The sequence below is a fragment of the Sphingobium sp. WR1 genome (assembly GCF_059693745.1).
Genome location: NZ_JCATID010000010.1, coordinates 50,661 through 73,851, shown reverse-complemented (window position 1 = coordinate 73,851; position 23,191 = coordinate 50,661). Strand labels below are relative to the sequence as shown.

Here is a 23,191-nt window from a genome sequence, read left to right as displayed (position 1 = left end):
ACTATTGCCCCGATCCGCTGCGCAGCGCCGCATAGCGACTCATCACCTTGACGACATAGTCCTGCGTCTCGCGATAGGGCGGGATGCGGTTGCCATAGCGTTCCACCGCGCCCTCACCGGCATTATAGGCCGCCAGGATCAGGTCGAAATCCTTCCCGTAGCGCTTTTGCAGCGACTTGAGCAGCCGTGCGCCGGTATCGATATTGGTCGCCGGATCGTAGAGCGCCTCGCTCGCAACGCCGAAGCGTGCGCCGGTGCCGGGCATGATCTGCATCAGCCCGCGCGCCCCGGCATGGGAAATCGCGCCGGGGGCATAGGTGGATTCGGTGCCGATGATCGCGTGCAGGAACAGCGGGTCGATGCGATAGGCCTGTGCGCTCGCCTGGATATGCGGATCGAAATCGCGGTTGATGAAGCCCCGGAGACGGCCGATGCGGATCGGTTGTTCGAGCATCGCGCTGACACGCCGCGTGCCGGCCGGCGGCTCCGCCAATACGGTCTTGCCGCGCTTGCGCGGCTTCTTGTCCTCGCTGACTCCGATGATCCGCGCCACGTCGGGCGTGGAGCGGACCGGCGTTCTGGGCGCCGCGACGATGCGCGCGGCGCAGCCCTGCAAGGCCATGTAGCTGTTGACGCTGTCCTGGCCTGCGACGCGCAAGTTGGAATGCAACGGGCAGGACCCGAAATCAATGTCCCGCCAGCTGACGCCATCTTCCGCAGACGCAGTTCCACCAATAAAGGTGATCGCTATTATTGTTGCTGCGCGCAAAATGCGCGTGTCGAATATCCCCATCCTGACGATCTCCTATCTGGTGACGTCCACACACCAAATCATCGATTCGTCTAAAACAGTATAAATTCAGGATTTTCTTGGCTTTTACTTGGCGTCGCCAATCCGGCGAGCCACCCAGAGGGCAGCGCCTTGTTGCTCCGGAATTTCAACTAAACCACTGTAACGAGACAAAGGGTGCTCGAACGACGATGAGATGACAAAAAATAGTTAACTAGTATGAAACTGTTACAAAACTGTCATATAATCTTTTCGATTAGATGAAAGTCTATGTCGCGATCGTAACATCGATCAATCAAAACGCTTCATCCCGATTCTGAAGTATGGGGTTGACGGGATGCTGTTTTCTCTAAACTTTTACTTGCGTCCACACACGCACATCATGGGATGTGCTTGGGTCGCCGTTCACGGCCTCTCCCAAAGCCACTTCCCCTCTCGGTCCTATATTTCCCGACTATTCCGACGTGTGGAGCGACCATGGCCGACAAGAATGACGGCGGCGACAAGACAGAAAAGCCGACTCCCAAACGGCTGCGCGACGCGCGGCGCAAGGGTGATGTCGCCAAGTCGAAGGATATGGCGCCGGCCATCGGCATGATATTGTGGTTCCTACTGCTGCTCTTCGCCGCTGGCCATGCCGGCGCGCAGATTACCGGCCTGATGGCCGACACGCTCGGCGCCGCGACGGCCATGCCCTTCGAATCCGCCGCGCCCGTGCTCGGCTGGGCGGCGTTGCTGGTGCTGCTTTCGGCCAGTCTCCTGATCCTCGGCCCGGCCGCGATCGTCGGCCTGATCGCCGAATTTCTTCAGGTCGGCGCGCTCGTCACCACCGAAAAGCTGAAGCCCTCGCTCGACAAGCTGAACCCGTTCGAAGGGTTCAAGCGCATGTTCAGCATGGACAATCTGATCGAACTGGTGAAGACGCTGGCCAAGGCCGCGCTGATCCTGCTGATCGCGATCATCATCCTGTGGCGCTCGGCCGACGCCTTCGTCAGCCTGATCCAGACCGCCGGCTGGTCCCCCGTCGCGCACCATGGCGACAAGGTGGCGCAGGCGATACTGGCGCTGATTCGCTCGCTCTCGATCCAGCTGCTCGCCTGGACCTGCGCCATCTTCCTGTTTGTTGCCGGCGCCGATCGCGCCTGGGCGCATCACCGCTTCATCAAGAAATTGCGGATGAGCCGCCGCGACATCCGCCAGGAGCATAAGGATAATGAGGGCGACCCGATGCTGCGCGCCCAGCGGCGCCAGTTGCATGAGGAATGGGCGAACCAGAACGCCATCGGCGCGGCGGGTCGGGCCAATGTGCTGCTCACCAACCCCACCCATCTCGCCATCGCGCTTGACTATGACCCGGACGATTGCCCGGTGCCGTTGATCGCGGCGAAGGGGGAAGGGCCGCTCGCCGCAGCCATGCGTGCCGAAGCGGAGCGGGAGAGCGTGCCCATCGTCCGCAATATCGGCCTTGCCCGCGCTATCTGGGCAGAGGGCGAGGTCGGCGGCCCGATCCCGCGCGACAGTTTCGATGCTATCGCCGAAATCATCCTCTGGGCGCGTCGCGCCCGCGACGGGCTTGAATCGCCGGTTCGGGAGGATGCGGCATGAACGCCGGCACCTTCTTCCTCAGCCTGCTGGCGGTGGTCCTGGCGCTCGCGGTGGTGCTGGGCCTCGCCTGGGTCGCGCTGCGTCTGCTGCGCCGCTGGAACGATCATTTCCAGGGCGGCGGTGAGGCGAACGAGCAACCGATCCGTTTCCTGCGCGCCATGGCCGTCGGCCAGCGCGAGCGCATCGCCCTGGTCGAAGTGCGCGGCGAGGTGATGCTGATCGGCGTCACCGGCGGCGGCATCAGCCTGCTCGCCCGCTGGCCCGAAGGCCGTTCCGCGCCCGCGATACGGGAGCTAGGCCAGTCATGATGCCCGGCAAGCCCCGCTTTCGCGCGATGGACGCGGAGGAAGCGCATCTGCGCCAGAGCCTGCTGGGCGCGCTATGCGGCGTGCGTGTCGGTGCGCATCCGTTGCGCGCGCACTTCCCTTTAGCCATAGACCCCGTTCGGGCTGAACCTGTCGATCAGCTATCACCCTGGTTCCTGTGCGCTGACGACATCGCCTTCCGCATTGTCCGCCTCGCCGACCGGCTAGTCCGGCTCGACCCGGCGGATGGACCGGCCATGGCGCTATTGCTCGACGCCGCCGATTCCCTGCTCGCCGCGCTCGAAGGCGTGCTCGGCCTGACGCTCGAACCCGGCGACATCGGCCCGCGCCCCGGTCGCGCCCTGCTCATCGCCCGGATCGAAGGCGAGGGCGGGGAGGCGCTGATCGACCTCGCCTTGCCGCGGGACGCGGCCCTGCTGCCCACGCCGGCGCCCTTCGCGCCCGCCATGCTCGGCCACATTCCGGTAGGGACCCGTCTGACCATAAACGGTCCGCGCCTGCCCCCGGCCGATGCCGCCGCCCTGGCGCGCGGCGACATGCTGCTGCTGGGGCCGGCGCCGCTCGCCGCGACCCTGCACCTTCCGGCCGGAAGCCGGATCGACGGCCGGCTCGGTCCCGCCGAGCGGCTTTTCCAGCCGCGTTGAACCAGGACATCAAAACAAGAGGAGGACGCCATGGATGACACTGATGCACCGATCCCTTCGCCGACGCCCGCCGGCCCCGTCTTCCCGGCCGACGATTTCTCGGTCCAGCTCCACTTCGAACTGGATCAGGCCAATGTGCCGCTTTCCCGGCTTCAGGCGGTGCAGGAGGGCGGCGTGCTACCGCTTCAGGATCGCGACGGCGCACTGCCCGTCCGCATCCTCGCCGGCAGCCGCGCCATCGCCACCGGCCAGATCGTGTCGATCGGCGACAGCTATGGCGTGCTCGTAGAGACGATCCTCAAGGAAGGCTGATCGCCCATGGACGTGTCCGCCTTCACGCCCGGCAGCGCGCTTGTCGTCGTTGTCCTCATCGCGCTCGCGCCCTTTTTCGCGGTGATGGTGACGAGCTTCACCAAGATCGTCGTGGTGCTTTCGCTGCTGCGCAATGCGCTCGGTCTTCAGCAGGTGCCGCCCAATGTCGTGCTGAACGGCATGGCGCTGGTCCTGTCGGTCTATGTCATGTATCCGACCATGCAGCAGATGGCGACCGCTTCGGGCGAACAGGCGATCCCGTCCCAGACCAGCGAGATATTCTCCGCCGCCGATCGCGCCAAGGAACCGCTGCGCGCCTTCCTCATCAGGCATAGCGCCGCTGACGAGCGCGCTTTTTTCCTGCGCACGCAGCAGCGCGTCGCGAAACAGAGCGGCACACAGGCGGCCAGCGCCACCGACTTCATCGTCGTGGTGCCGGCCTTCGTCGTGCGCGAACTCACCGTCGCCTTCCAAATCGGCTTTTTGATTTTCCTGCCGTTTCTCGTCATCGACCTCGTCATTTCCAACATCCTGCTGGCGATGGGCATGATGATGCTGTCGCCCGTCACTATCTCCCTGCCGTTCAAGATATTGCTGTTCGTGCTGGTCGACGGCTGGGTGAAGCTCTCGCACGGACTGGTGCTCAGCTATGTCTGACAGCATCGTGCGCATGACCATCGACGCGCTCTGGCTCGTCCTGCTGCTGTCCGCGCCGCCGATCGTCGCGGCGTCTGCGGTCGGGCTGCTGGTGGCGCTGGTGCAGGCGGCGACCCAGCTTCAGGAACAGACGCTGCAATATACGCTGAAATTCTTCGCCATCGTCGCAACCATCTTCCTGACGGCCTCCCTGCTGGCGGGCAGCCTTTATCGCTATGGCGACACCATCTTCACCGAATTTCCGGCGATGGTGCGCGAATGATGCAGGGTGTGCCCGGATGGACGATGGAGCTGCTGCTGGTCGGCATTGCGTCGGCGCGCTTCGGCTTCGCCTTCGCGATCATTCCCCTGTTCGCCCAGAACACCATTCCCGCGACGGTGCGCAACGGCATCATCCTGACCTTCGGCGGCATCGCCTTCGCGCTCCAGCCCAATTTCATGATGAAGGATATCGGCACCTTCGGCTGGGCGATGATGCTGATCCGCGAAGCCGCGATCGGCATCGCCATCGGCTTTTTCTTCGCGACCATCCTCTGGGCGATGGAGGCCGCGGGCGAAATCGTCGATGCCAAGGTCGGCGCGACCATCGGCCAGATATTGGAACCCAATGGCGGCACCATGACCTCGCTCACCGGGTCGCTGCTGCAACGATTGGCCCATGTCCTGTTCGCGGCCTGGGGCGGCTTGCTGCTGTTGGTCGGCACGATCATGGAAAGCTTCGCCATCTGGCCGATCGCGCAAAGCTGGCCGAAGCTCGATCCCCGCTCGCTGCTCCTGTTCGAAGGGGAGTTCGGCCGCCTCATGACGCTGGCACTGGTCTTCGCCGCGCCCATCCTGGTCATGCTCTATGTGGTCGATGCGTCGCTCGGCCTGCTCAATCGCTTCGCGCAGCAATTGAACGTCTTTTCGCTTTCGCTCTCGATCAAGAGCTGGGCGGCGACGGCGCTGCTGCTGATTCTTGTGCCCCTGCTGGCGCAGGCGGTGCTGACGGACCTTTCCACCCGCAGCGACGTGGTGCGCGCCGTGGCAAGGACGCTCGCGCGATGACGGATGCGCAGGACGAGGAAGCGCGTCTGCGTGAACTGATGCGCCTGCTGCGCCAGGCCGACGCGCGCGCGGCTGAGGAGGAGGTGCCCGTCGGCGAATATCGCATTCCCCGCTCCCGCGTGCCCGAACGACATAGCCAGACCATCGGCACGCTCACCAAGACCGAGGTGGCGGTGCTGCGCTTCCTGGGCTGGGGACGCGCCAATGCCGACATCGCGACCCTGCTCGTCATCAGCGAGAATACGGTGCGCGTCCACCTCAACAATATGTGCCGCAAGCTCGAACTGGATGGCGTGCGTGAACTGAACGCCCTGGCGGGTCTGCTGTTTCATCCGCTTACATGAGCGATTTCAGCCGGGCTTCAGCCCGGCGGCTCGGAAATCGCGGCACAAAAGTCGGATCGGTCGATCCAAAGATCGGCCGATCTAATCGGATCGCTTAGCTGCTTAGTCGGATCGGTGAGGGCGGACGGCGAGAGGGCGGTTCATACAGGATGGCGACACGGCGCCTCGCCGATGGTCGCCGCCCGCAAGGGGCATAGTTTCAGCATCAGGAGATATGCGATGTTCGGCCTTGATTCCTTCAATCCGGTTTCTCTTCTCGCCACGTCGATGTTCGGCCCGATCGGCGGCGTCGTCGCCCAGCTGGCGCAGCAGGTCTTTTCCTCCTTCGGCCAGAATCTGATCCAGCAACTGGGCCAGAATCTGGGCCTGCCCCAGTCGACCATCGACATGGCGCAATCGTCCTTCGCCGGTTCGATCGGCGATTTCCAGGGCGCTGCGCTGAACCTTGATGAAGCGGTCGCGGCCTTCGGTGCCGGCACCGGCGCCAGCCCGACCCAGGTCGGCAACGCCCAGAGCGGCATGGAGGATCTGCTCCGCAACTTCATCGACGACCTCAGCCAGAGCGAAGAGTTCAAGAATGCCAAGGCTTCGGGCGGCAAGGGCGGCAGCAGCGCTGGCAGCACCGGCGCGCCGGGCTGGTTGATGGCGATGGCGCAGGCCCTGGGCAAGGAACTGGATCGTCTGGGCGACGACATGGCTTCGCGCGCGGAATCGCTGAGCGGCGACGATCCGAGCGCCTCGGCCGAATTCGGTGTCGTCTCGCAGCAGTTCAGCATGTTGATGAACGCCACCAACAACGCGATCAAGTCGGTCGGCGAAGCGATGGCGAACACCGCCCGCAAGCAATAACCGCTTACCCCGCAAAGCGAACGGTTGGAGGCCCTTTCCCTTGGAACGGGCCTCCTTCTTTTATATCAACTATATCAAGCGCCTGAACAGACAGGAGGATGCCATGCTCCGTACTGCCATCATCGCCCTTGTTTTCCTGCTGCCCGCCGCTTCGGTCGCCGCGCAGGACATCGCCCCCGTGATCAGCCCCTCGCAGGCGGCCGAAGGCGCCTTCCACCGATCGCGCATGGGCGCGCAGGCGAAGGCGATGCGCGACCGGCAGGTCACCCGCAACGCCGCAACGCCGCAATCGGGCAGCACCGCCTTCCAGCAGCAGGCCTGCGCCAATCGACCCCTCTATCGCAAGCAATATGGCGCCGATCATCCTCAGGTGCAGAAGCTCGAATCGCTCTGCGCCCAAGCCGGCTACTGACGCCCGGCCGCTAATCGCATCGACTAGGCCGCTAGTCGGATCGGCGAGTGCGCTGCGGGGCTGACCGCTCCATCCTGCGGGACGATGACTTCGCCAAAGGAGACGGCCCATGGGTATCGGCGTGCTGACCAATCCCGTCGCGGACCTGGTGCCCCTGCTGGGCGGGCCGCTCAACACATTGCCCTGGTATCTGCCGCCGCGCAGCAGCGCGAACCGCAGCGCCACGACCAGCAGCATCGCGATGGGGCCGGGCATATTCGGCTCCTTCGGCGACAGCCTCTCGACCGGCACGCTCGGCTTTCCCCGGCTCGCCCGCCATTATGACGCGCAGGGCGGCACATTGGCCGATCCGGAAACCGCCCCGGCCCTCACCCTGACGCCGCGCGCCGCGATTGATGCGGGGCCAGGCTATCGCCTCCATCTCGACGCCGACAATGGCCGGGTCGCGATCGAGCATCTGGATAGCGGCACACAGACGATTCTGTGGGGGGAGGGTGGTCCCGCACTGGCGGAGGAAAGCTGGTTCGGCCTCGACAATGGCGCCGCCCTCGCGATCGAGACGGCGCAGGCGGCCGACCATGGGCAGGCATTCGAAGCCGTGCGTATCGACCTGCGCCATGATGGGCAGACGGTCAGCCTGCGCGCCCGCGCCTGATGCGCCGTGCATTCCTGCTGGTCGCCGCCGTCGCGCTCGCATCGCCCGCGCTGGCGCTCGATCCCTCTGTCCTGCCGCGCGGTCTGGCCGTCCCGCCCGATGCCGCGTCCGCCAATGTGCCCCAATCCGCGTCCTACCGCCCCGACCCGGAGGTGCGTGAGCGCCTCGCCGGCATCATGGCGGAAGGCGCTGCGAAGGAAGGGGCCGCCCAGGCCGCCGAGATGCGCCGGCTCGTCCTCTCGGGCGAAGCCGTCCGCCAGTATGAGCGCGTCGCCCCGCGCCTTGGCTACCGCGCCAATGATGCGATCGACGGCCTTGCCTTCTACCTGCTCGCCCAATGGGGCGTCGCCAACGACTATCGTCCCGACATCAGCCGCGCGCAGGCGGCGGGCGTCCGTCGTCAGGCCGCCGCCGCCTTCGCATCGGTCGCCGATCAGGTCGCGACCGACGCGCTGCGGCAGGAGTTCGGCGAGATGCTGATGATCCAGGGCGCGATCATCGCCGGCACGCATGAGGCGGCGCTGCGCGCGGGCGATCAGGCGACGCTCGACCGCTATGCCGCCATGGCGCGCGAAGGCGGGCGCTCGCTCTTTCAGGCCGATCCCGTGGACATCGCCCTCACTGACCAGGGTTTCCGCCGCAAATAGGGGCTTCGCCCTACCTTGCTAGTCGATCCGACTAGGCGGCTAATCGGATCGTGGAGCGCCTTTCCCCCGCCAATCTGCTCTTATCCTCTCGACAGTGCGGCGTTCCGCAATGACCAACAGAGAAGCAACCGGACAGACAGAATGACCATCGATCCCAGCATCAGCGGCTCCAGCCCGATCAGCGCCCTTGGCGGCGCCGGCGGCGACGCGCTCGGCGCGGGCCTGGTCGACGGTTTTCGCGCGCTCGGCACGGACATCGTGGCGCAGGTCGCGGGCAGCTTCGGCCTGATCCCGATCAGCGCGCCGGGGCAGGGCGATGTTTATGGCCTGCGCGCGCTGGCCGATCAGGTCGGCGCCGCCTTCGGTGAAAGTTCGGCCGCCGATCTGGGGGCGCTCAGCCGCGCGATCGAGGATTTCGCCGGTGCCATCGCCGCGGACATGGCGGCCTATGCCGACGGCCGCACGCTCGATCTGCTGGACGGCGCGCTCGCCGCCTCGCCACTCTCGACCGCCGCCGATCTGGGCGGCGTCATCGATGCTCTCGACCAGGCGCGCGCCTCGCTGGAGGCCGCTCGTCCTACCTCATCGCCGGCCTGACGCCGCGACCTGTAAGCTGAAGGGAATGGACATGACGACGATCAACAATACGTTCAATCTCAACTTCGCGGTCAATAATTTCAACGCGGCTTCCGCCGGGCAGATCGGCGCCGGCCAGCTTGGCGGCGCCATGACCCTGCAACTCGCGGCCGGCATCATGGCCAGCTATTTCCAGCCGATGATGGCAAGCGCCTTCGCTTCGGCCATGCTGCCCTCGCTCTTCAACATGCAGGGCGGCACGATGCTGCCGGGCAATGGCTGCTCCCCGCCGACCTTCGCGCCGACCCCGGGCGCGAGCTGGACCGCCTCGCTCAAGAATGAGAGCGAAGGCACGATCGACCTGGGCGACGGCTATTCGCTCGAACTGGACGAGCGCAATTCGGAAATCCGCATCTACAATGAGGAAACCGGCGAAACCACGCGCATCTGGGGCGACCCCCATGTCGATATCGACGGCAAGCACGCCTTCGACTTCTGGGGCACGACGACCTTCGAACTGGAAAATGGCACGAAGATCACGATCGGCACCGAGCAATATGCCGCCAACCCCAATGAATATCTGGCCAGCAAGCTGACCATCACCAAGGGCGATCAGGCGATCGTCGTCGACGGCATCAGCCAGAATGAGATTGGCGACCTGTCCATTTCGATGTCGGACAACGGCCAGGCGCTCGATGCGCTGACCCGCGACGGCTTCGTGCTGGAGGAAAATGCGGACGGCGCTGGCTGGGTTTCGGAACTGACCGGCAACATCGCCACTCAGGCGGATCTCGACATGACGAAGGTCGGCGCAATGTATGGTCCGGGCAGCGACGCCCCCAGCCTGGGCGAAATCAGCCAGCAGCTCTCGGCCTTCCTGCTGTTCGGCTTCGTCAACGCGCTCACCAACGCGGCGCTGGAGGGTGGTCTTTCAGGCCGGGCCTGATGGCGCCGGGGGCGGCCCATCCCCCTTTCTCCCCGGCCGCCCCACCCCTTTCCTATCCTTCAAAGAGGTATCGAGGGTGTAATCATGGGTATGGAAGCTGCAGACAGCATGGGCCAGGCATCGGCCACCGGCGTCGGTTCGACCACGTCCACATCGGCCGCCGTCGCGACCGACATGGTGAGCGAACATCGCACCGCAGGCACCCTCGATACAACCGCCCTGGCGGCGGATGTCCAGGCCCGCACCGCTGGTGATCCGCAGGCCCAGGCCGAGCTGACCGCCGCGATCGAAGCGCAGATGACACCGGTCGAACAGGGCCAGTTCAGCGCGGCGATGCAGGCGGCCAACGACAATGCCGCCTTTGGCGTCACGATCGAGGGACAGGAATTTGCGGTCGGCGACTTTCCCGACGCGCCCGCCGCCGCGACCTGGGGATCGCAGCCGGCCGGCCTTGGCTATAAGGAAGCCTGGGACGCCACCGCGCAGCGGCTGGGCACGACCGACCCGGAGGCCATTACTGCCGCGATCGAAGCGCAACTGACCCCGCCATCGGCGGTCACGACGCTCGACCCCATCACCGTCGAGGCCGATGCCCCGGCTGAACAGCCCGCCGCCGAACAGGTCCCACAGCCGTCGGAAGAGGGCATAGGCTCCTTCTTCGAAGGGCTGGTAAAGGGCGATTTCAGCAACAATGACAGCTGGTCGGCCACCGCCGGTCAGGTGATCGGCGGCTTCATTCCGGTCGTCGGTCAGATCGGCGATGCGCGCGACACGGTCGCCGCGATCGGTGATGTGGTCCAGGGCAAGGACGGCGCCTGGGGTAATCTCGGCCTCGCCGCGATCGGCTGGGTTCCGGGCATTGGCGACGCGGCGAAGGGGGCTATCCGGGGTGGCGAAAAGCTGGTGGACGCCGGCACCGAAGTCGCGCAGCAGACCGCCCGCCATGGCGACGATGTGGCGCGCCAGGCGGACGATGTGGCCGGCGTGGTGGACGACATCCCCGTCCGCCGCTTCGATAATGCTGATGATTTCAACCGCGCGGCAAATGACGCCGCGCCTAACACCAGCTACAGCTACGGGAATTTCTCCTACCGCACCGATGCCCAGGGGCGGGTGGCCGAGGCGCAGGGACGGATCGAGCTGGAGCCGGCCGGGCGCAACGACAATGATCTTCAGGCGCAGATCGGCCGCGAAGGCCGGCCGACCGATGTCGGCTTCCACATCTTCGCCGATCGTTTCGGCGGACAGACTAACCGGCTCAACGTGGTTCCCGGCAATGGCAAGCCGATCGGCGACAATAAGCCGAACCTCAATCAGGGGCCTTACAAGCGTTTCGAGAATATGCTGGCCGAGTTGAGGGAGGCGGGCAACCGAGTTGATGCCCGGGTGGAGATGCAATATAATCCCGGCAACCAGACGAACCGGCCCGACAATTTCGTGACTCATTATCGCGTGAATGACGGCGACTGGGTGCAGCAGAGCTTCATCAACAAATAGGGATTGGCACATGGACTTTACCGCGGCGCAGGTCGAAGTGGTCAAGACGGTGGTCGGATGCGCCGGGGCCAATCGCTGGGACCAGATTTTCGTCGATGCCGAAATTGATGAGGGCGACGACGGATTTTCGCTGAGCACGGTCAGCTTCGCCGTCACGCCCGGCACGGAAGGGCAGCCGGTCAAGCTGCCCTTTTCGATCGATATTCCCGGCCAGGACGCGATGGTCGCCCTGTACCGGCAGCGCCGCGAGGAAGCCGGTGACCGGATCACCGGCTTCGACCTGACAGTCGAACCCGATGGTCGTTTCCGTTTCCGCTTCAGCCATGACGAACCCAAGCGCGCCCGCGGCCAATGGGATGCGGACAAGGCCAAGCGGCTGGAAAATTATCTGAGCTGGTATCAGAACGATCGGGTCGGCTGAGGCGCGCGCTTGTCTCGACCACTTCGACCCGCAGCGGTCAGTGGAATAAAATTCCCAACATTGGACCGAAAATGTCCGAATCTGCGGGACATGCGCGACGCCAAGCGTTCGATCTTCGGTTTCTAGTCGGATCGACTAGCCCGCCTAATCGGAACGGCGAGCCTCTTTTTCCCCGCCTTGCGCCACAAGCATGTCGAAGTCGCGCAACAAGGGAAGCCTGCCATGACCGATCCAGTCGGCGATGCCGTCAACACCATCCATGACAAGCTCGACACGTCGGGCTGGTTCAACACCGTCACCAATGGCGAAACGCATGATGTCGTCGATACGCTGACCGCGCTTCCCGCGGATCAGGCGGACCAGGTGGTCGACCGGCTCCAGCAGTCGGGCGATCTCGGCCGCGTCGCCCATGAGGTGATGGACGGCGACTGGTTCGGCAATGGCGGCCTGTCGGGCGACGAGCGCCGCGCCTTCTTCGCCGACATGGCCGGCAAGCTCGACGGCCAGAGCCTCACCGCCTTGAGCGACGCCTTCGCCGGCGCCGACAATGGCGGCTTCGATCCTGTCACCGAACTCGGACAGGCGGTCGCAACCCATGCCGCGCCCCAGACCAAGGTCGACTATATCGCCGGGATGAAGGCCGGTGTCGACGACGCCACTCAATCCGACTTCGGATTGGGCTATAGCAGCAGCCAGCTTCAGGATGCGGAGGCGACCGCGGTCGGTGACGTGCTCGGCTCGCTGCGTGGCAGCTACGCGGATGCCGGCTTCAACGCGATCGGCGACAAGCTGCCCGATGTGCTGACCTCCGCCGTGGACGGCCAGCTGATGACCGTCGCCAGCCAGGCCGGCGCCAGCAACTCGATGAGCTGGAACGCCGACAGTTTCGAAGCGATCATGGGCGCCGCCGCCAGCAGCAACAATCCCGACCTCAAGGCGCAGATCTTCGACGCCGGCGTCCAGACCCTGCGCGAGGTGCGCGATACCAACAATGTCATCGGCGGCCTGACCGTGGTGGGCAAGGACGACACGCTGCGTCAGATGACCGACGGCCTCACCGCCATCATCGACAGCGACACGACCGGCGTGATGCGCGAACTGACCTTCAATCAGCAGACGATGGACGGCTCCAGCTTCGCTGCTTATGCGAAGGAAATGCTGAACCAGGGCCGCGAAGCCGAACTGGGGCAACAGATGGGCCGGCTCCAGGTCGGCAACAACGCCACCGAGAATCCGGTCGACTATCTCAACCAGGTCGAAACCGTGCCGGGCACCAATCAGGAGCGCCGCGCCAATGCCGGTGCGCTCGGCTATTTCGTCGGCGGGGTCTATGCCGCAACCACGGCACGGTCCGCCGATGTGGCCGAGCAGCGCGAGACCGTGACCGCTATCCTCAAATCCGCGCTCACCGTGGTCGACAAGGTCGGCTCGCTGGGCGGGGCGGGTGGCCGCGCTATCGCGGCGGGCGCCGCAGTGGGGAAGGAATGGATGCAGATCGCGGTCAAGAACGCCATTGCCGATGAAGGCGCCGCCGCCGGTATAAGGCTGGAGCGCGGCGCTCTGCCGGTCAATGACCAGACGGGCGAACTGGGCGTGGGCGATGCCGTCGCCAGCGCCTTCGAGGATCGCCTCGCTTCCGTCACGCGGACGGCTCAGCCCTGACTCGTGCAGCTCCGATCCGCCATGCCCTGCCTCTGCTGTTGATCGCCATGGCAGGGTGCGACACGCCGCCCGGCAAGGATGCAGCGCCGCCCGTTCCGGCGGCGCTCGTCTACAAGGATGAGAATCCGCTGGGCGATGCCGCCAATGCCGATATGACCCGCGCGGGCAATGCTGCCCGCGATCAGCTCGAACCCCGCTGGGGGCCTTTGAAAAGCCGGCTCTATCTGCTGCCCGCAACCGGGCGCGACGGCTTCGCCGCTCAGGTCGAACAGGGTCTGCCGTCAGGCTGGACCGCGGTCGGTGCGACTCCCGTGGGCGCGCGCGGTGCGACGTTGCTGACCTATGCCAAGGGCGACCGGATGCTGGCCTATCTGCTGCTCGACCGGCCGGCCGGGGATTTCTACCCGGTCCAGCGTTTCGATAACTGACGCGCAGGGAACTTCCCGCCCGCAAGCGCGCTGGTGCGGCTGGAGGTTCGTCCATGGCTGCGCGCGCTTATTGGCAGGGTCAGATCCGTCTGGCGCTGGTGTCGATCCCGGTGGAAATCTATCCCGCGACCCGCTCCGGCGCGGCCGTCTCCTTCCGCCAGATCCACGAACCCAGCGGCAAGCCGATCAAATATGAGAAGGTTGTGACCGGCGTCGGCCCCGTCGATCCCGAGGAAATCCTGAAGGGTTACGAAGTTTCCAAGGGCAATTATGTCCTGCTGGAACAGGAAGAGATAGAGGCGGTCAAGATCGAGAGCCGCAAGACGCTGGAACTGGTCCAGTTCGTCGAATCGGACGCGATCGACGTCCTCTATTATGAGAAGCCCTATTTCGTCCTCCCGGCCGACGATCTGGCGGAGGAGGCCTATGCCGTCCTGCGCGACGCCCTGCGCCGGACGAAGAAGGTGGGGCTGGGGCAGTTGTCGGTGCGCGGGCGGGAGCAACTCGTATCGCTGAAGCCCTGCGGTCGCGGCCTGGTCCTCGAAGTGCTGCGCTATGCCGACGAAGTGACCAGGGCGCAGACCTATTTTCGCGGCCTGCCCGACACGGATGCCGACGCCGACCTGCTCGATCTCGCCACCACCATCATTGAGAAGAAGACCGCTCCCTTCAAGCCGGAGGAATTTCACGACCGCTATGTCGATGCGCTCCATCGGCTGATCGAGAAAAAGAAGAAGGCCAGGGGCAAGCGGGTTCTGGAGGATGTCGAGGAGCCGACCCCGTCGCGCGGCGGCAACGTCATCGACCTGATGGCCGCGCTCAAGAAATCGGTGGGCGATGGCAAGGGCCCAGCCCCCGCCAAGGCAGCCCCGGCCGGGAAGAAGGCGCCCGCCAAGCGCCCGACCACCGCGCGTAAGAAAAGCGCCTGAGCCGATGGAACTGAACCCGGCGACCCCGCTCGATGTGATTGACGGCCCGATCCTGCTGCGGCTGGGCGCGGCTGCTGTGCTGGGCCTGCTGCTCGGTCTCGATCGCGAATTGCGCGGTCATCCGGCGGGCCTGCGCACGCACGGCATTCTCTGTTTCACCTGCGCGCTCATGACGATCAGCGCCATTGCTCTTCACAAGCAGTTCGCAAGCGAAGGTAATATCGATCCTCTCCGCGTGTTCGAGGCGTCCGCCGCCTTCACCGGCATCATCGCCGCCGGCCTCATCGTCTTCAGCAAGGGGGAGGTGAAGAACCTCACCACCGCCGCCCATGTCTGGCTGGCCGGCATGATCGGCATCGCCTGCGGCGCCGGCCAATGGCCGCTGGTCGTCAGCGCGGCGATCGTCGCGGTCGTCATGCTGACCTTGCTCGGCTTCGTCGAGCATCGCTGGATGTCGAACGACAAGGAGGAGAAGAAGGAGTGATGGCCGCGAAAAGCCCGCTCGCCCCCTATAATGCCAAGCGCGACTTCGCCCGCACGCGCGAACCCAGGGGTGTGGTCGCGGCGAAAGGCGGCAACAGCTTCGTCGTGCAGAAACATGCCGCGACCCGGCTCCACTGGGATTTCCGGCTGGAGGTGGATGGCGTGCTCAAGAGCTGGGCCGTGACCAAGGGGCCGAGCCTCGACCCCGCCGACAAACGCCTGGCCGTCCGCACCGAAGATCATCCGCTCAGCTATGGCGATTTCGAGGGGGTCATCCCCAAGGGCGAATATGGCGGCGGCACGGTGATGCTCTGGGATCGGGGGAGTTGGGAGCCGATCGAGGGCAAGGGCGCGAAGGATCTGGATGAGGGGCATCTCCATTTCATCCTCCATGGCGAGCGGATGAAGGGCGAATGGCTGCTCGTCCGGATGAAGGGCCGCCCCGGCGAGAAGCGCGAAAACTGGCTGCTGCGCAAGGTCGAAGACAAGGAGGCTGATCCGGGCGGCGCACTGGTCGACCGCGCGCTCAGCAGCGTGCTCACCGGCCGCTCCATGGCGGAGATCGCCGCCGACAAAGGGGCCGCGCAATCGCTGGCGGGCGCCAAGGGCCAGCAATTCGCGCAGAAGATGCAGGCCGCCCGCGATCATAACGAAATGATAGGGCGGAAGGCGCGCACATCGGCCGGGCGTCCGCCACCCTTCGTCGCGCCGCAACTCGCCACCCTGGTCGACAGCGTGCCGACGGGCAATGACTGGCTGCATGAGATCAAGTTTGACGGTTATCGCGCGCTGATCTCGGTCGCGGGGGACAAGGTGCGCATCTTCACCCGCAACGGCCTGGACTGGAGCGACAAATTCCCGTCGCTCGTTCGCAGTGTCGCCGCGCTCGACCTGCCGCCCGCGCTGATCGATGGAGAGATTGTCGCCTTCGGTGTCGACGGTAATCCCGATTTCTCCGCGCTACAGGCCGTATTGAAACGCGGCCATGGCGCCGAGCGCGAGGATGCGCCGCTCAGCCTGTTCGCCTTCGACCTGCTCTCGCTGGAGGGCATGGACCTGAAGCCGCTGTCGACCATCGAGCGCAAGGAAAGGCTGGAGGCGCTGCTGCGCGACGCGGTGCCGCCGATCCACGTCGCCGACCATGTCATCGGCGCGGGCGAGCAACTTCATCGCTCCATGTGCGACGCGGGGCAGGAGGGCATCATCTCCAAGCGCGCCGACGCTCCCTATCGATCGGCGCGGACGAAAAACTGGGTCAAGGTGAAATGCACCCGACGACAGGAATTCATTCTTGTCGGCTGGATCAGAAGCAATGCCAAGGGCCGTCCCTTCCGTTCGCTGCTGCTGGCGCAGAAGGAGGGCAAGGCGATCGTCTACAAGGGCAAGGTCGGCACCGGCTTCAACGCCGCCAATATGGGCGACCTGGCCGAGGCGATGGACCGGATCGCGACCGACGAGGCGCCGGTCGAGGTGCCCGCCGCGGAGGCTCGCGGCGCGCACTGGATCAAGCCGCAACTGGTGGCGGAGGTCGCCTTCGCCGAATTCACCGCCGAAGGCCGCGTCCGCCACGGCAGCTTCCTCGGCCTGCGCATGGATAAAAAGGCGAAGGACGTGACGCCCGAACAACCCGCGCCGACACCCGCTTCCAGAAGCGGGGTCAGGATCAGCAGCGGGAATCGCGTCATCTTCCCCGAAAGCGGCCAGACCAAAGGGCAGTTGGCCGACTATTATGCCCACATCGCGTCCTTGATGCTGCCTTTCGCCGCCAATCGTCCGATCAGCCTGGTCCGCTGCCCGCAGGGACGCGCCAAGAAATGCTTCTTCCAGAAGCATGACAGCGGCGCCTTCGGCAAGGCGGTGCATCAGGTGGCGATCCGGGAGAAGGATGGCGGTGCGGAGGATTATCTTTATATTGAGGATGCCGACGGTCTGCTTGCCTGCGTGCAGATGGGGACGATCGAATTCCATGGCTGGGCCAGCCGCGCCGATGCGGTCGAACGGCCCGACCGCATGATCTTCGACCTCGATCCCGACGAGGGGATGGACTTTGACCGGGTGAAGCGCGCGGCGCTCGATATACGCGATGCGCTGAGCGATCTTGGCCTCGTCTCCTTCGCCATGCTCTCGGGCGGGAAGGGCGTGCATGTCGTGGTGCCGCTGACCCCCGGTCATGACTGGGCGGCGCATAAGGATTTCGCCTCCCGCTTCGCCCAGGCATTGAGCACCGCCGAGCCGGATCGCTTCGTCGCGACCATGAGCAAGGCCAAGCGCAAGGGCCGAATCTTCATCGACTGGCTGCGCAACCAGCGCGGCAGCACCGCGATCCTGCCATATTCCGCGCGCGCCCGCGCAGGCGCGCCCGTCGCCGTGCCGATCGAGTGGGACGAACTGGACGCGATCAAGGACGCCCATCCCTATGCCATCGACGATATCGAAACCCTGCTCGATCGAGCGAACGGCCTCAAGGGCTGGGGCTTCGCCGCCCAGCACCTGCCCGACATCTGAATATGGGATTGACCGTTCGAAATCGGAGGACAAGCGCTGCGCTATGGCGATGTCCAAAAGATGGGGCGTCCCCATGTCCGACCCGTTGAACCGGACCGACAGCAGGTGGAGAAGCTCGTCGACGCCTTTCCAGCCTGACCGATAATGGTCGATGATCGGAAGCTGCGGACCAGAGAAGCCGAACATTGCGAGCCGCTCGCTTGAGGCGCCGAGCGGTTAGTTGAGCATCAGCCCAGGCTTACGAAACCCGGCGCGATATGCGCCGGGTGGAGAAAAGCCGTTTACTGGACGACATGCTTGGCGGCGAACTCTTCACTTTCCATGATGCGGTTGATCCTCCACACTGCCGCCTACTGGTTGATGTGGCGCATCCAGCAGGCCATCCCCAAGGCCACCGCGCTCGCCACCGCCCAGTTCGCGACCCTGCGCCTGCGGCTTCTCAAAGTCGCCGCACGCGTCATCGAGACTGCCTCCAGAATCCGCGTTGCTTTTGCGTCAGCCTGTCCAGACGCTGATACCTTCCGTGCCGTCGTCGCCCACCTCACGCCCGCGCGGCTGTGCCGCCGAGTAACCCAACCTTGTACCTCAGCCTGACAAGCCTATCGAAATACCGCGGTGGAAGAGACGCCACGGTCCTGTCCGCTCGATTCAATCGGGCGCCGGTGAAACGCAGCAACCTCGCTTGACAAGCAAACCTGGTGAATAGGACGGGTTAACAGCCTCCAGCCCTGGCGCTCGTTAGCCAATACGAGTAACGAAATCCTTGCTGCAAAGCAACATTGAAGGGCAATGAGTCAAGAGATCTAGCGATGAACGGAGGCTTTTTGATCAAGATCACATGATTCCGTCCGACGCGGAGTTCGACAGGGAGATTGGTGATTCACCAATATGGGCTGACGTCGGGCCACCAATTTACGGTAAAGGAAATCTTGTCCATATTCTCCGGGCGGCTCTGCTGCCTATTCGCAGTTTTTCGAACAATGCCTGTCCCGCACTATTTGGATAGTGGTCGATTCGCTGATAGGGCGCTGGCGCGCTTCGGTCGAGAGGAAAGGGAAAGGTCAGAGCCGCGCCGCGTGCCAACGCAGATGATCCTCCATGAAGGACGAGATGAAATAATAGCTGTGATCATAGCCGGTCCGAAGACGGAGATTAAGGTCGATCCCCGCTTTCGAGCAGGCGGCTTCCAGTAATTCGGGCCTGAGTTGCTCGGCCAGAAATTGGTCCGCCGTCCCCTGATCCACCAGCAGTGCCGGCAGGCGCGCGCCATCCTCGATCAGCGCCACCGCGTCATGCCTGCGCCACGCGGCCTTGTCATCACCCAAATAGCCGCCCAGCGCCTTCTGGCCCCATGGCACCTGCCCCGGCGCGACGATCGGGGCGAAGGCGGACACCGCCTTGAAGCGATCGGGGATGGACAGGCCGATGGTCAGTGCGCCATGGCCGCCCATACTGTGTCCCATGATCGACTGGCGATCCATGTCGGCGGGGAAATGCGCCGCAACCAGCGCGGGCAATTCCTGCGTCACATAGGACCACATGCGGTAATGGGCGGCGAAGGGGGCCTGCGTCGCATCCACGTAGAAGCCCGCGCCAAGGCCAAAATCATAAGCGCCGGCCGGATCGTCCGCAACGCCTTCCCCGCGGGGCGATGTATCCGGCGCGACGAAGATCAGGCCGAGTTCCGCGCAGGCGCGGCGAAACTCCCCTTTCTCCGTCACATTGGCATGGGTGCAGGTCAGGCCCGACAGATACCAGACCACCGGCAGGCTTGCCCCGTTTTCATGCGGCGGGACATAGACCGAGAAGGTCATGTCGGTGCCGGTGCTGGTGGAGGCATGGCGATAGACGCCCTGTTCTCCGTCGAAAGCGCGGTTGGCGAAGAGCGTTTCCATCAGAAGACCACGACGCTGCGGATGCTTGTCCCCGCGTGCATCAGGTCGAAGCCCTTGTTGATCTCCTCCAGCGTCAGGACGTGAGTGATCATCGGATCGATCGCGATCTTGCCGTTCATATACCAGTCGACGATCTTGGGCACGTCGGTCCGGCCCTTCGCGCCGCCGAAGGCCGTGCCCTTCCAGACGCGGCCGGTGACGAGCTGGAAGGGGCGGGTGCTGATTTCCTTGCCCGCTTCCGCCACGCCGATAATGATGCTCTCGCCCCAGCCGCGATGGCAGCATTCGAGCGCGGTGCGCATCACGTCGGTATTGCCGGTCGCGTCGAAACTATAGTCTGCGCCACCGTCGGTCACTTCCAGGATTTGCGCGACAGTTTCCTCGCGCGACAGGCCCTTGCAGTTGATGAAGTGGGTCATGCCGAACTGGCGGCCCCATGCCTCGCGGTCAGGGTTGATATCGATGCCGATGATCTTGCCGGCGCCGACCATTTTCGCACCCTGGATAACGTTGAGGCCGATGCCGCCCAGGCCGAAGACGACGACATTCTCGCCCGCCTGCACCTTCGCGGTGTTCACGACCGCGCCGACGCCCGTGGTCACGCCGCAGCCGATATAGCAGCTCGTCTTGAACGGCGCATCGTCGCGGATCTTCGCCACCGCAATCTCGGGCAGGACGGTGAAGTTGGAGAAAGTGGAGCAGCCCATATAATGATAGATGGACTGGCCCTTATAGCTGAAACGGGTGGTGCCATCGGGCATCAGCCCCTTGCCCTGCGTCGCGCGGATCGCAGTGCAGAGGTTGGTCTTGCCCGACAGGCAGCTTTTGCACTGGCGGCATTCGGGCGTGTAAAGCGGGATCACATGGTCGTCCGGCTTCACGCTGGTCACCCCCGCACCCACTTCGCGCACGATGCCCGCGCCTTCATGGCCCAGCACCGACGGGAAGATGCCCTCGCTGTCGAACCCGTCCAGCGTATAGGCGTCGGTATGGCAGATGCCCGTGGCCATGATTTCGACAAGAACCTCGCCTGCCTTGGGGCCTTCCAAATCCAGTTCGACGATCTCCAGCGGCTTCCTGGCTTCGAACGCGACGGCGGCGCGGGTCTTCATGCGATGTCTCCTGATGGCGTGATGTGGACCTAGCGCTTCTGCTGTCGGGTGATAAAGGGGGCTTCTGGCAAAAGTTTTTGTTGCGGCGCGAATTGCCGCTGGCGCTCAGCGCGGGCTAGGCGTCCTCGTACAATTCCAGCGGCAGGCCGTCGGGGTCGGCGAAGAAGGTGAAACGCTGGCCAGTATATTCGTCGACGCGGACCGGTTCGCATTCCACGCCATGCTCCGCCAGCCGCGCGACTTCGGCGTCGATGTCGGCGACCATGAAGGACAGATGGCGCAGACCGCAAGCCTCCGGGCGCGAAGGCCGGGCTGGCGGCGAAGGGAAGGAAAAAAGCTCGATCCGCGCATTGCCGGCGTCCAGATCGCATTTCCAGCTGTCCCGGGCTTCCCGATAGACTTCGTGCAGGACGGGAAGGCCCAGAATGTCGGTATAGAAATGGCGCGAGCGCGAATAGTCCGAGCCGATGATGGCGACATGGTGGACGCCGCGCAGCCCCACCCCTCAGCGCTCGATCTGGCTGACGTCGCGGACCGCGCCCTTGGCGGCGTTGGTGGTCATCGCGGCATAGGCGCGCAGGGCCGGCGAGACCTCGCGCTTGCGGCCGAAGGGCTTCCAGGCCTTGGCACCACGCGCTTCCATCTCCGTGCGGCGGGCCGCCAGCACCATGTCGTCCAGATCGACCTTGATGACGCGCGCGGGGATGTCGATGACGATCGGATCGCCCGTCTCGACCAGCGCGATCAGGCCGCCTTCGGCCGCTTCGGGCGAGACATGGCCGATCGACAGGCCCGACGTGCCGCCGGAAAAGCGTCCATCGGTGATGAGGGCGCAGGCCTTGCCCAGCCCCTTCGACTTCAGATAGCTGGTCGGGTAGAGCATTTCCTGCATCCCCGGCCCGCCCTTCGGTCCTTCATAGCGGATGACGACGACGTCGTTCGCCTTGACCTCATTGCCCAATATGCCCGCGACCGCCGCATCCTGGCTTTCATAGACGCGCGCGGTGCCGTGGAAGACGAGGATGCTTTCATCCACGCCGGCAGTCTTCACGATGCAGCCTTCGGGCGCGAGATTGCCGAACAGCACGGCAAGCCCGCCATCCTTGGAAAAGGCATGGTCTGCCGAGCGGATCACGCCCTTTTCGCGGTCGGTGTCCAGTTCTTCCCAGCGCTCCGACTGGCTGAAGGCAACCTGCGTCGGCACGCCGCCGGGCGCGGCGCGGTAGAAATTGCGGACATCCTCGCTGTTGGTGCGGCCAATGTCCCAGCGGGCGAGCGCGTCGGCCATGGTGCGGCTGTGGACGGTCGGCAAGCTGGCGTCGATCAGGCCCGCGCGCTCCAGTTCGCCCAGGATCGCCATGATGCCGCCGGCGCGGTGGACATCCTCCATATGGACGTCGTTCTTGGCCGGCGCGACCTTGCAGAGGCACGGCACGCGGCGCGACAGCCGGTCGATGTCGGCCATGGTGAAGTCGACCCCGCCTTCATAGGCGGCGGCGAGCAGATGGAGCACCGTGTTGGACGAGCCGCCCATGGCGATGTCCAGGCTCATCGCGTTTTCGAACGCGGCGAAATTGGCGATGCTGCGCGGCAGGACGCTTTCGTCATCCCGCTCATAATAGCGCTTGGTGATGTCGACGATCAAATGGCCGGCCTCGCGGAACAGCCGCTCGCGATCGGCGTGAGTGGCGAGCGTCGAGCCATTGCCCGGTAGCGACAGGCCCAGTGCCTCGGTCAGGCAGTTCATCGAGTTGGCGGTGAACATGCCCGAGCAGCTGCCGCAGGTCGGGCAGGCGGAGCGTTCGATCGTCTGCACTTCCTCGTCGGTGTAGCTTTCGTCGGCGGCGACCACCATCGCGTCGACCAGGTCGAGCGCCACCTTCTTGCCGCGCACCACCGTCTTGCCCGCTTCCATCGGCCCGCCCGACACGAAAACGACGGGGATGTTGAGGCGCATCGCGGCCATCAACATGCCGGGTGTGATCTTGTCGCAGTTGGAAATGCACACGATCGCGTCGGCGCAATGGGCGTTGACCATATATTCGACGCTGTCGGCGATCAGATCGCGGCTGGGCAGCGAATAGAGCATCCCGCCATGGCCCATGGCGATGCCGTCATCGACCGCGATGGTGTTGAATTCCTTGGCGACACCGCCCGCCGCCTCGATCTCCCGCGCGACGAGCTGGCCCAGGTCTTTCAGGTGGACATGGCCCGGCACGAACTGGGTGAAGCTGTTGGCGATGGCGATGATGGGCTTGCCGAAATCCTCATCCTTCATGCCCGTCGCGCGCCAGAGGCCACGGGCGCCCGCCATGTTGCGGCCGTGGGTGGTAGTGCGGGAACGATAGGCAGGCATGACTCGGGTCCTTCGGGTAAAACTCGCGGCCCCTCTACAGGCTGGGGCGAGCCTGTGAAACATATTATTCCTTTTATGGAGTCATTGCGCCAT

At 64.7% G+C, this 23,191-nt stretch carries 27 protein-coding genes and 1 pseudogene; 23 read left to right on the top strand and 5 right to left on the bottom strand.

Going from position 1 to position 23,191, the window contains the following annotated elements; all coding sequences use genetic code 11:
* Position 1 precedes the first annotated feature (1 nt).
* Positions 2 to 658 carry a lytic transglycosylase domain-containing protein gene (locus AC58EF_RS13485; RefSeq protein WP_497276859.1) on the bottom strand — a complete coding sequence of 219 codons (657 nt, stop codon included), beginning with the start codon at positions 656 to 658 and terminating at the stop codon, positions 2 to 4.
* Between the two features lie 31 nt (positions 659 to 689).
* Between AC58EF_RS13485 and AC58EF_RS13480 the strand changes: the two genes are divergently transcribed.
* From AC58EF_RS13480 to AC58EF_RS13370, 23 genes and pseudogenes are all read left to right on the top strand, one after another.
* On the top strand, positions 690 to 857 hold the full coding sequence (locus tag AC58EF_RS13480) for a hypothetical protein (RefSeq protein WP_497276857.1): 168 nt from the start codon (positions 690 to 692) through the stop codon (positions 855 to 857).
* 410 nt (positions 858 to 1,267) lie between these two features.
* Positions 1,268 to 2,395 carry an EscU/YscU/HrcU family type III secretion system export apparatus switch protein gene (locus AC58EF_RS13475; protein ID WP_497276856.1) on the top strand — a complete coding sequence of 376 codons (1,128 nt, stop codon included), beginning with the start codon at positions 1,268 to 1,270 and terminating at the stop codon, positions 2,393 to 2,395.
* Positions 2,392 to 2,703, top strand: coding sequence for a flagellar biosynthetic protein FliO (fliO, locus tag AC58EF_RS13470; protein WP_497276855.1), 312 nt, complete (start codon positions 2,392 to 2,394; stop codon positions 2,701 to 2,703). The genes AC58EF_RS13475 and fliO overlap by 4 nt, the downstream gene beginning before the upstream one ends.
* Positions 2,703 to 3,365 (top strand): hypothetical protein, encoded by a 663-nt coding sequence (locus AC58EF_RS13465; protein ID WP_497276854.1) that lies wholly within the window; start codon positions 2,703 to 2,705, stop codon positions 3,363 to 3,365. Before fliO ends, AC58EF_RS13465 begins: the two co-directional genes overlap by 1 nt.
* A gap of 30 nt (positions 3,366 to 3,395) precedes the next feature.
* A complete protein-coding gene (locus tag AC58EF_RS13460) occupies positions 3,396 to 3,677 on the top strand; it encodes a FliM/FliN family flagellar motor switch protein (protein WP_497276853.1) in 282 nt (93 codons plus the stop codon).
* A gap of 6 nt (positions 3,678 to 3,683) precedes the next feature.
* The gene (gene sctR / locus AC58EF_RS13455; protein WP_497276852.1) at positions 3,684 to 4,334 is read left to right on the top strand and encodes a type III secretion system export apparatus subunit SctR; all 651 of its coding nucleotides are present in this window, start codon (positions 3,684 to 3,686) and stop codon (positions 4,332 to 4,334) included.
* Positions 4,327 to 4,596 carry a type III secretion system export apparatus subunit SctS gene (gene sctS / locus AC58EF_RS13450; protein ID WP_497276850.1) on the top strand — a complete coding sequence of 90 codons (270 nt, stop codon included), beginning with the start codon at positions 4,327 to 4,329 and terminating at the stop codon, positions 4,594 to 4,596. Before sctR ends, sctS begins: the two co-directional genes overlap by 8 nt.
* Positions 4,596 to 5,381 carry a type III secretion system export apparatus subunit SctT gene (gene sctT, locus AC58EF_RS13445; protein WP_497276849.1) on the top strand — a complete coding sequence of 262 codons (786 nt, stop codon included), beginning with the start codon at positions 4,596 to 4,598 and terminating at the stop codon, positions 5,379 to 5,381. Before sctS ends, sctT begins: the two co-directional genes overlap by 1 nt.
* Complete coding sequence (locus tag AC58EF_RS13440) at positions 5,378 to 5,725, top strand: helix-turn-helix domain-containing protein (RefSeq protein ID WP_497276848.1); 348 nt, start codon at positions 5,378 to 5,380, stop codon at positions 5,723 to 5,725. Before sctT ends, AC58EF_RS13440 begins: the two co-directional genes overlap by 4 nt.
* 219 nt (positions 5,726 to 5,944) lie before the next feature.
* The gene (locus AC58EF_RS13435; protein ID WP_497276847.1) at positions 5,945 to 6,574 is read left to right on the top strand and encodes a hypothetical protein; all 630 of its coding nucleotides are present in this window, start codon (positions 5,945 to 5,947) and stop codon (positions 6,572 to 6,574) included.
* A 103-nt stretch (positions 6,575 to 6,677) separates the two neighbouring features.
* Positions 6,678 to 6,986 carry a hypothetical protein gene (locus tag AC58EF_RS13430; RefSeq protein ID WP_497276846.1) on the top strand — a complete coding sequence of 103 codons (309 nt, stop codon included), beginning with the start codon at positions 6,678 to 6,680 and terminating at the stop codon, positions 6,984 to 6,986.
* Positions 6,987 to 7,095: 109 nt separating this feature from the next.
* A complete protein-coding gene (locus tag AC58EF_RS13425; protein WP_497276845.1) occupies positions 7,096 to 7,641 on the top strand; it encodes a hypothetical protein in 546 nt (181 codons plus the stop codon).
* Positions 7,641 to 8,288, top strand: a complete 648-nt coding sequence (locus AC58EF_RS13420) for a DUF6683 family protein (RefSeq protein ID WP_497276843.1) — start codon at positions 7,641 to 7,643, stop codon at positions 8,286 to 8,288. The genes AC58EF_RS13425 and AC58EF_RS13420 overlap by 1 nt, the downstream gene beginning before the upstream one ends.
* Positions 8,289 to 8,429: 141 nt before the next feature.
* Positions 8,430 to 8,885: a hypothetical protein gene (locus AC58EF_RS13415; protein WP_497276842.1), complete on the top strand. Its 456-nt coding sequence runs from the start codon at positions 8,430 to 8,432 to the stop codon at positions 8,883 to 8,885.
* A gap of 31 nt (positions 8,886 to 8,916) precedes the next feature.
* Positions 8,917 to 9,810 carry a DUF1521 domain-containing protein gene (locus tag AC58EF_RS13410; RefSeq protein WP_497276841.1) on the top strand — a complete coding sequence of 298 codons (894 nt, stop codon included), beginning with the start codon at positions 8,917 to 8,919 and terminating at the stop codon, positions 9,808 to 9,810.
* Positions 9,811 to 9,894: 84 nt separating this feature from the next.
* Positions 9,895 to 11,307, top strand: a complete 1,413-nt coding sequence (locus tag AC58EF_RS13405) for a DNA/RNA non-specific endonuclease (RefSeq protein WP_497276840.1) — start codon at positions 9,895 to 9,897, stop codon at positions 11,305 to 11,307.
* A 10-nt stretch (positions 11,308 to 11,317) separates the two neighbouring features.
* Positions 11,318 to 11,728 (top strand): hypothetical protein, encoded by a 411-nt coding sequence (locus tag AC58EF_RS13400; protein ID WP_497276839.1) that lies wholly within the window; start codon positions 11,318 to 11,320, stop codon positions 11,726 to 11,728.
* 222 nt (positions 11,729 to 11,950) lie between these two features.
* Positions 11,951 to 13,390 (top strand): hypothetical protein, encoded by a 1,440-nt coding sequence (locus tag AC58EF_RS13395; RefSeq protein WP_497276838.1) that lies wholly within the window; start codon positions 11,951 to 11,953, stop codon positions 13,388 to 13,390.
* A 38-nt stretch (positions 13,391 to 13,428) separates the two neighbouring features.
* Positions 13,429 to 13,818 (top strand): hypothetical protein, encoded by a 390-nt coding sequence (locus AC58EF_RS13390; RefSeq protein WP_497276837.1) that lies wholly within the window; start codon positions 13,429 to 13,431, stop codon positions 13,816 to 13,818.
* Positions 13,819 to 13,871: 53 nt separating this feature from the next.
* Positions 13,872 to 14,747: a non-homologous end joining protein Ku gene (gene ku / locus AC58EF_RS13385; protein WP_497276836.1), complete on the top strand. Its 876-nt coding sequence runs from the start codon at positions 13,872 to 13,874 to the stop codon at positions 14,745 to 14,747.
* Between the two features lie 4 nt (positions 14,748 to 14,751).
* Entirely contained in the window at positions 14,752 to 15,231 is a 480-nt protein-coding gene (locus AC58EF_RS13380; RefSeq protein ID WP_497276835.1) for an MgtC/SapB family protein, read from the top strand.
* Positions 15,231 to 17,735 (top strand): DNA ligase D, encoded by a 2,505-nt coding sequence (ligD, locus tag AC58EF_RS13375; RefSeq protein ID WP_497276834.1) that lies wholly within the window; start codon positions 15,231 to 15,233, stop codon positions 17,733 to 17,735. The genes AC58EF_RS13380 and ligD overlap by 1 nt, the downstream gene beginning before the upstream one ends.
* Before the next feature lie 288 nt (positions 17,736 to 18,023).
* Positions 18,024 to 18,329 (top strand): annotated as a pseudogene (locus tag AC58EF_RS13370) (transposase); the annotation flags it as partial.
* 467 nt (positions 18,330 to 18,796) lie between these two features.
* Here the strand turns inward: AC58EF_RS13370 and fghA are convergent.
* The 4 genes from fghA to ilvD form a co-directional block, all read right to left on the bottom strand.
* Entirely contained in the window at positions 18,797 to 19,630 is an 834-nt protein-coding gene (gene fghA, locus AC58EF_RS13365) for an S-formylglutathione hydrolase (protein ID WP_497276833.1), read from the bottom strand.
* Positions 19,630 to 20,742, bottom strand: coding sequence for an S-(hydroxymethyl)glutathione dehydrogenase/class III alcohol dehydrogenase (locus AC58EF_RS13360; RefSeq protein ID WP_497276832.1), 1,113 nt, complete (start codon positions 20,740 to 20,742; stop codon positions 19,630 to 19,632). The genes fghA and AC58EF_RS13360 overlap by 1 nt, the downstream gene beginning before the upstream one ends.
* A gap of 115 nt (positions 20,743 to 20,857) precedes the next feature.
* A complete protein-coding gene (gene gloA2, locus AC58EF_RS13355) occupies positions 20,858 to 21,238 on the bottom strand; it encodes an SMU1112c/YaeR family gloxylase I-like metalloprotein (RefSeq protein WP_497276961.1) in 381 nt (126 codons plus the stop codon).
* Positions 21,239 to 21,247: 9 nt separating this feature from the next.
* Entirely contained in the window at positions 21,248 to 23,098 is a 1,851-nt protein-coding gene (gene ilvD, locus AC58EF_RS13350; RefSeq protein ID WP_497276831.1) for a dihydroxy-acid dehydratase, read from the bottom strand.
* Positions 23,099 to 23,191 lie beyond the last annotated feature (93 nt).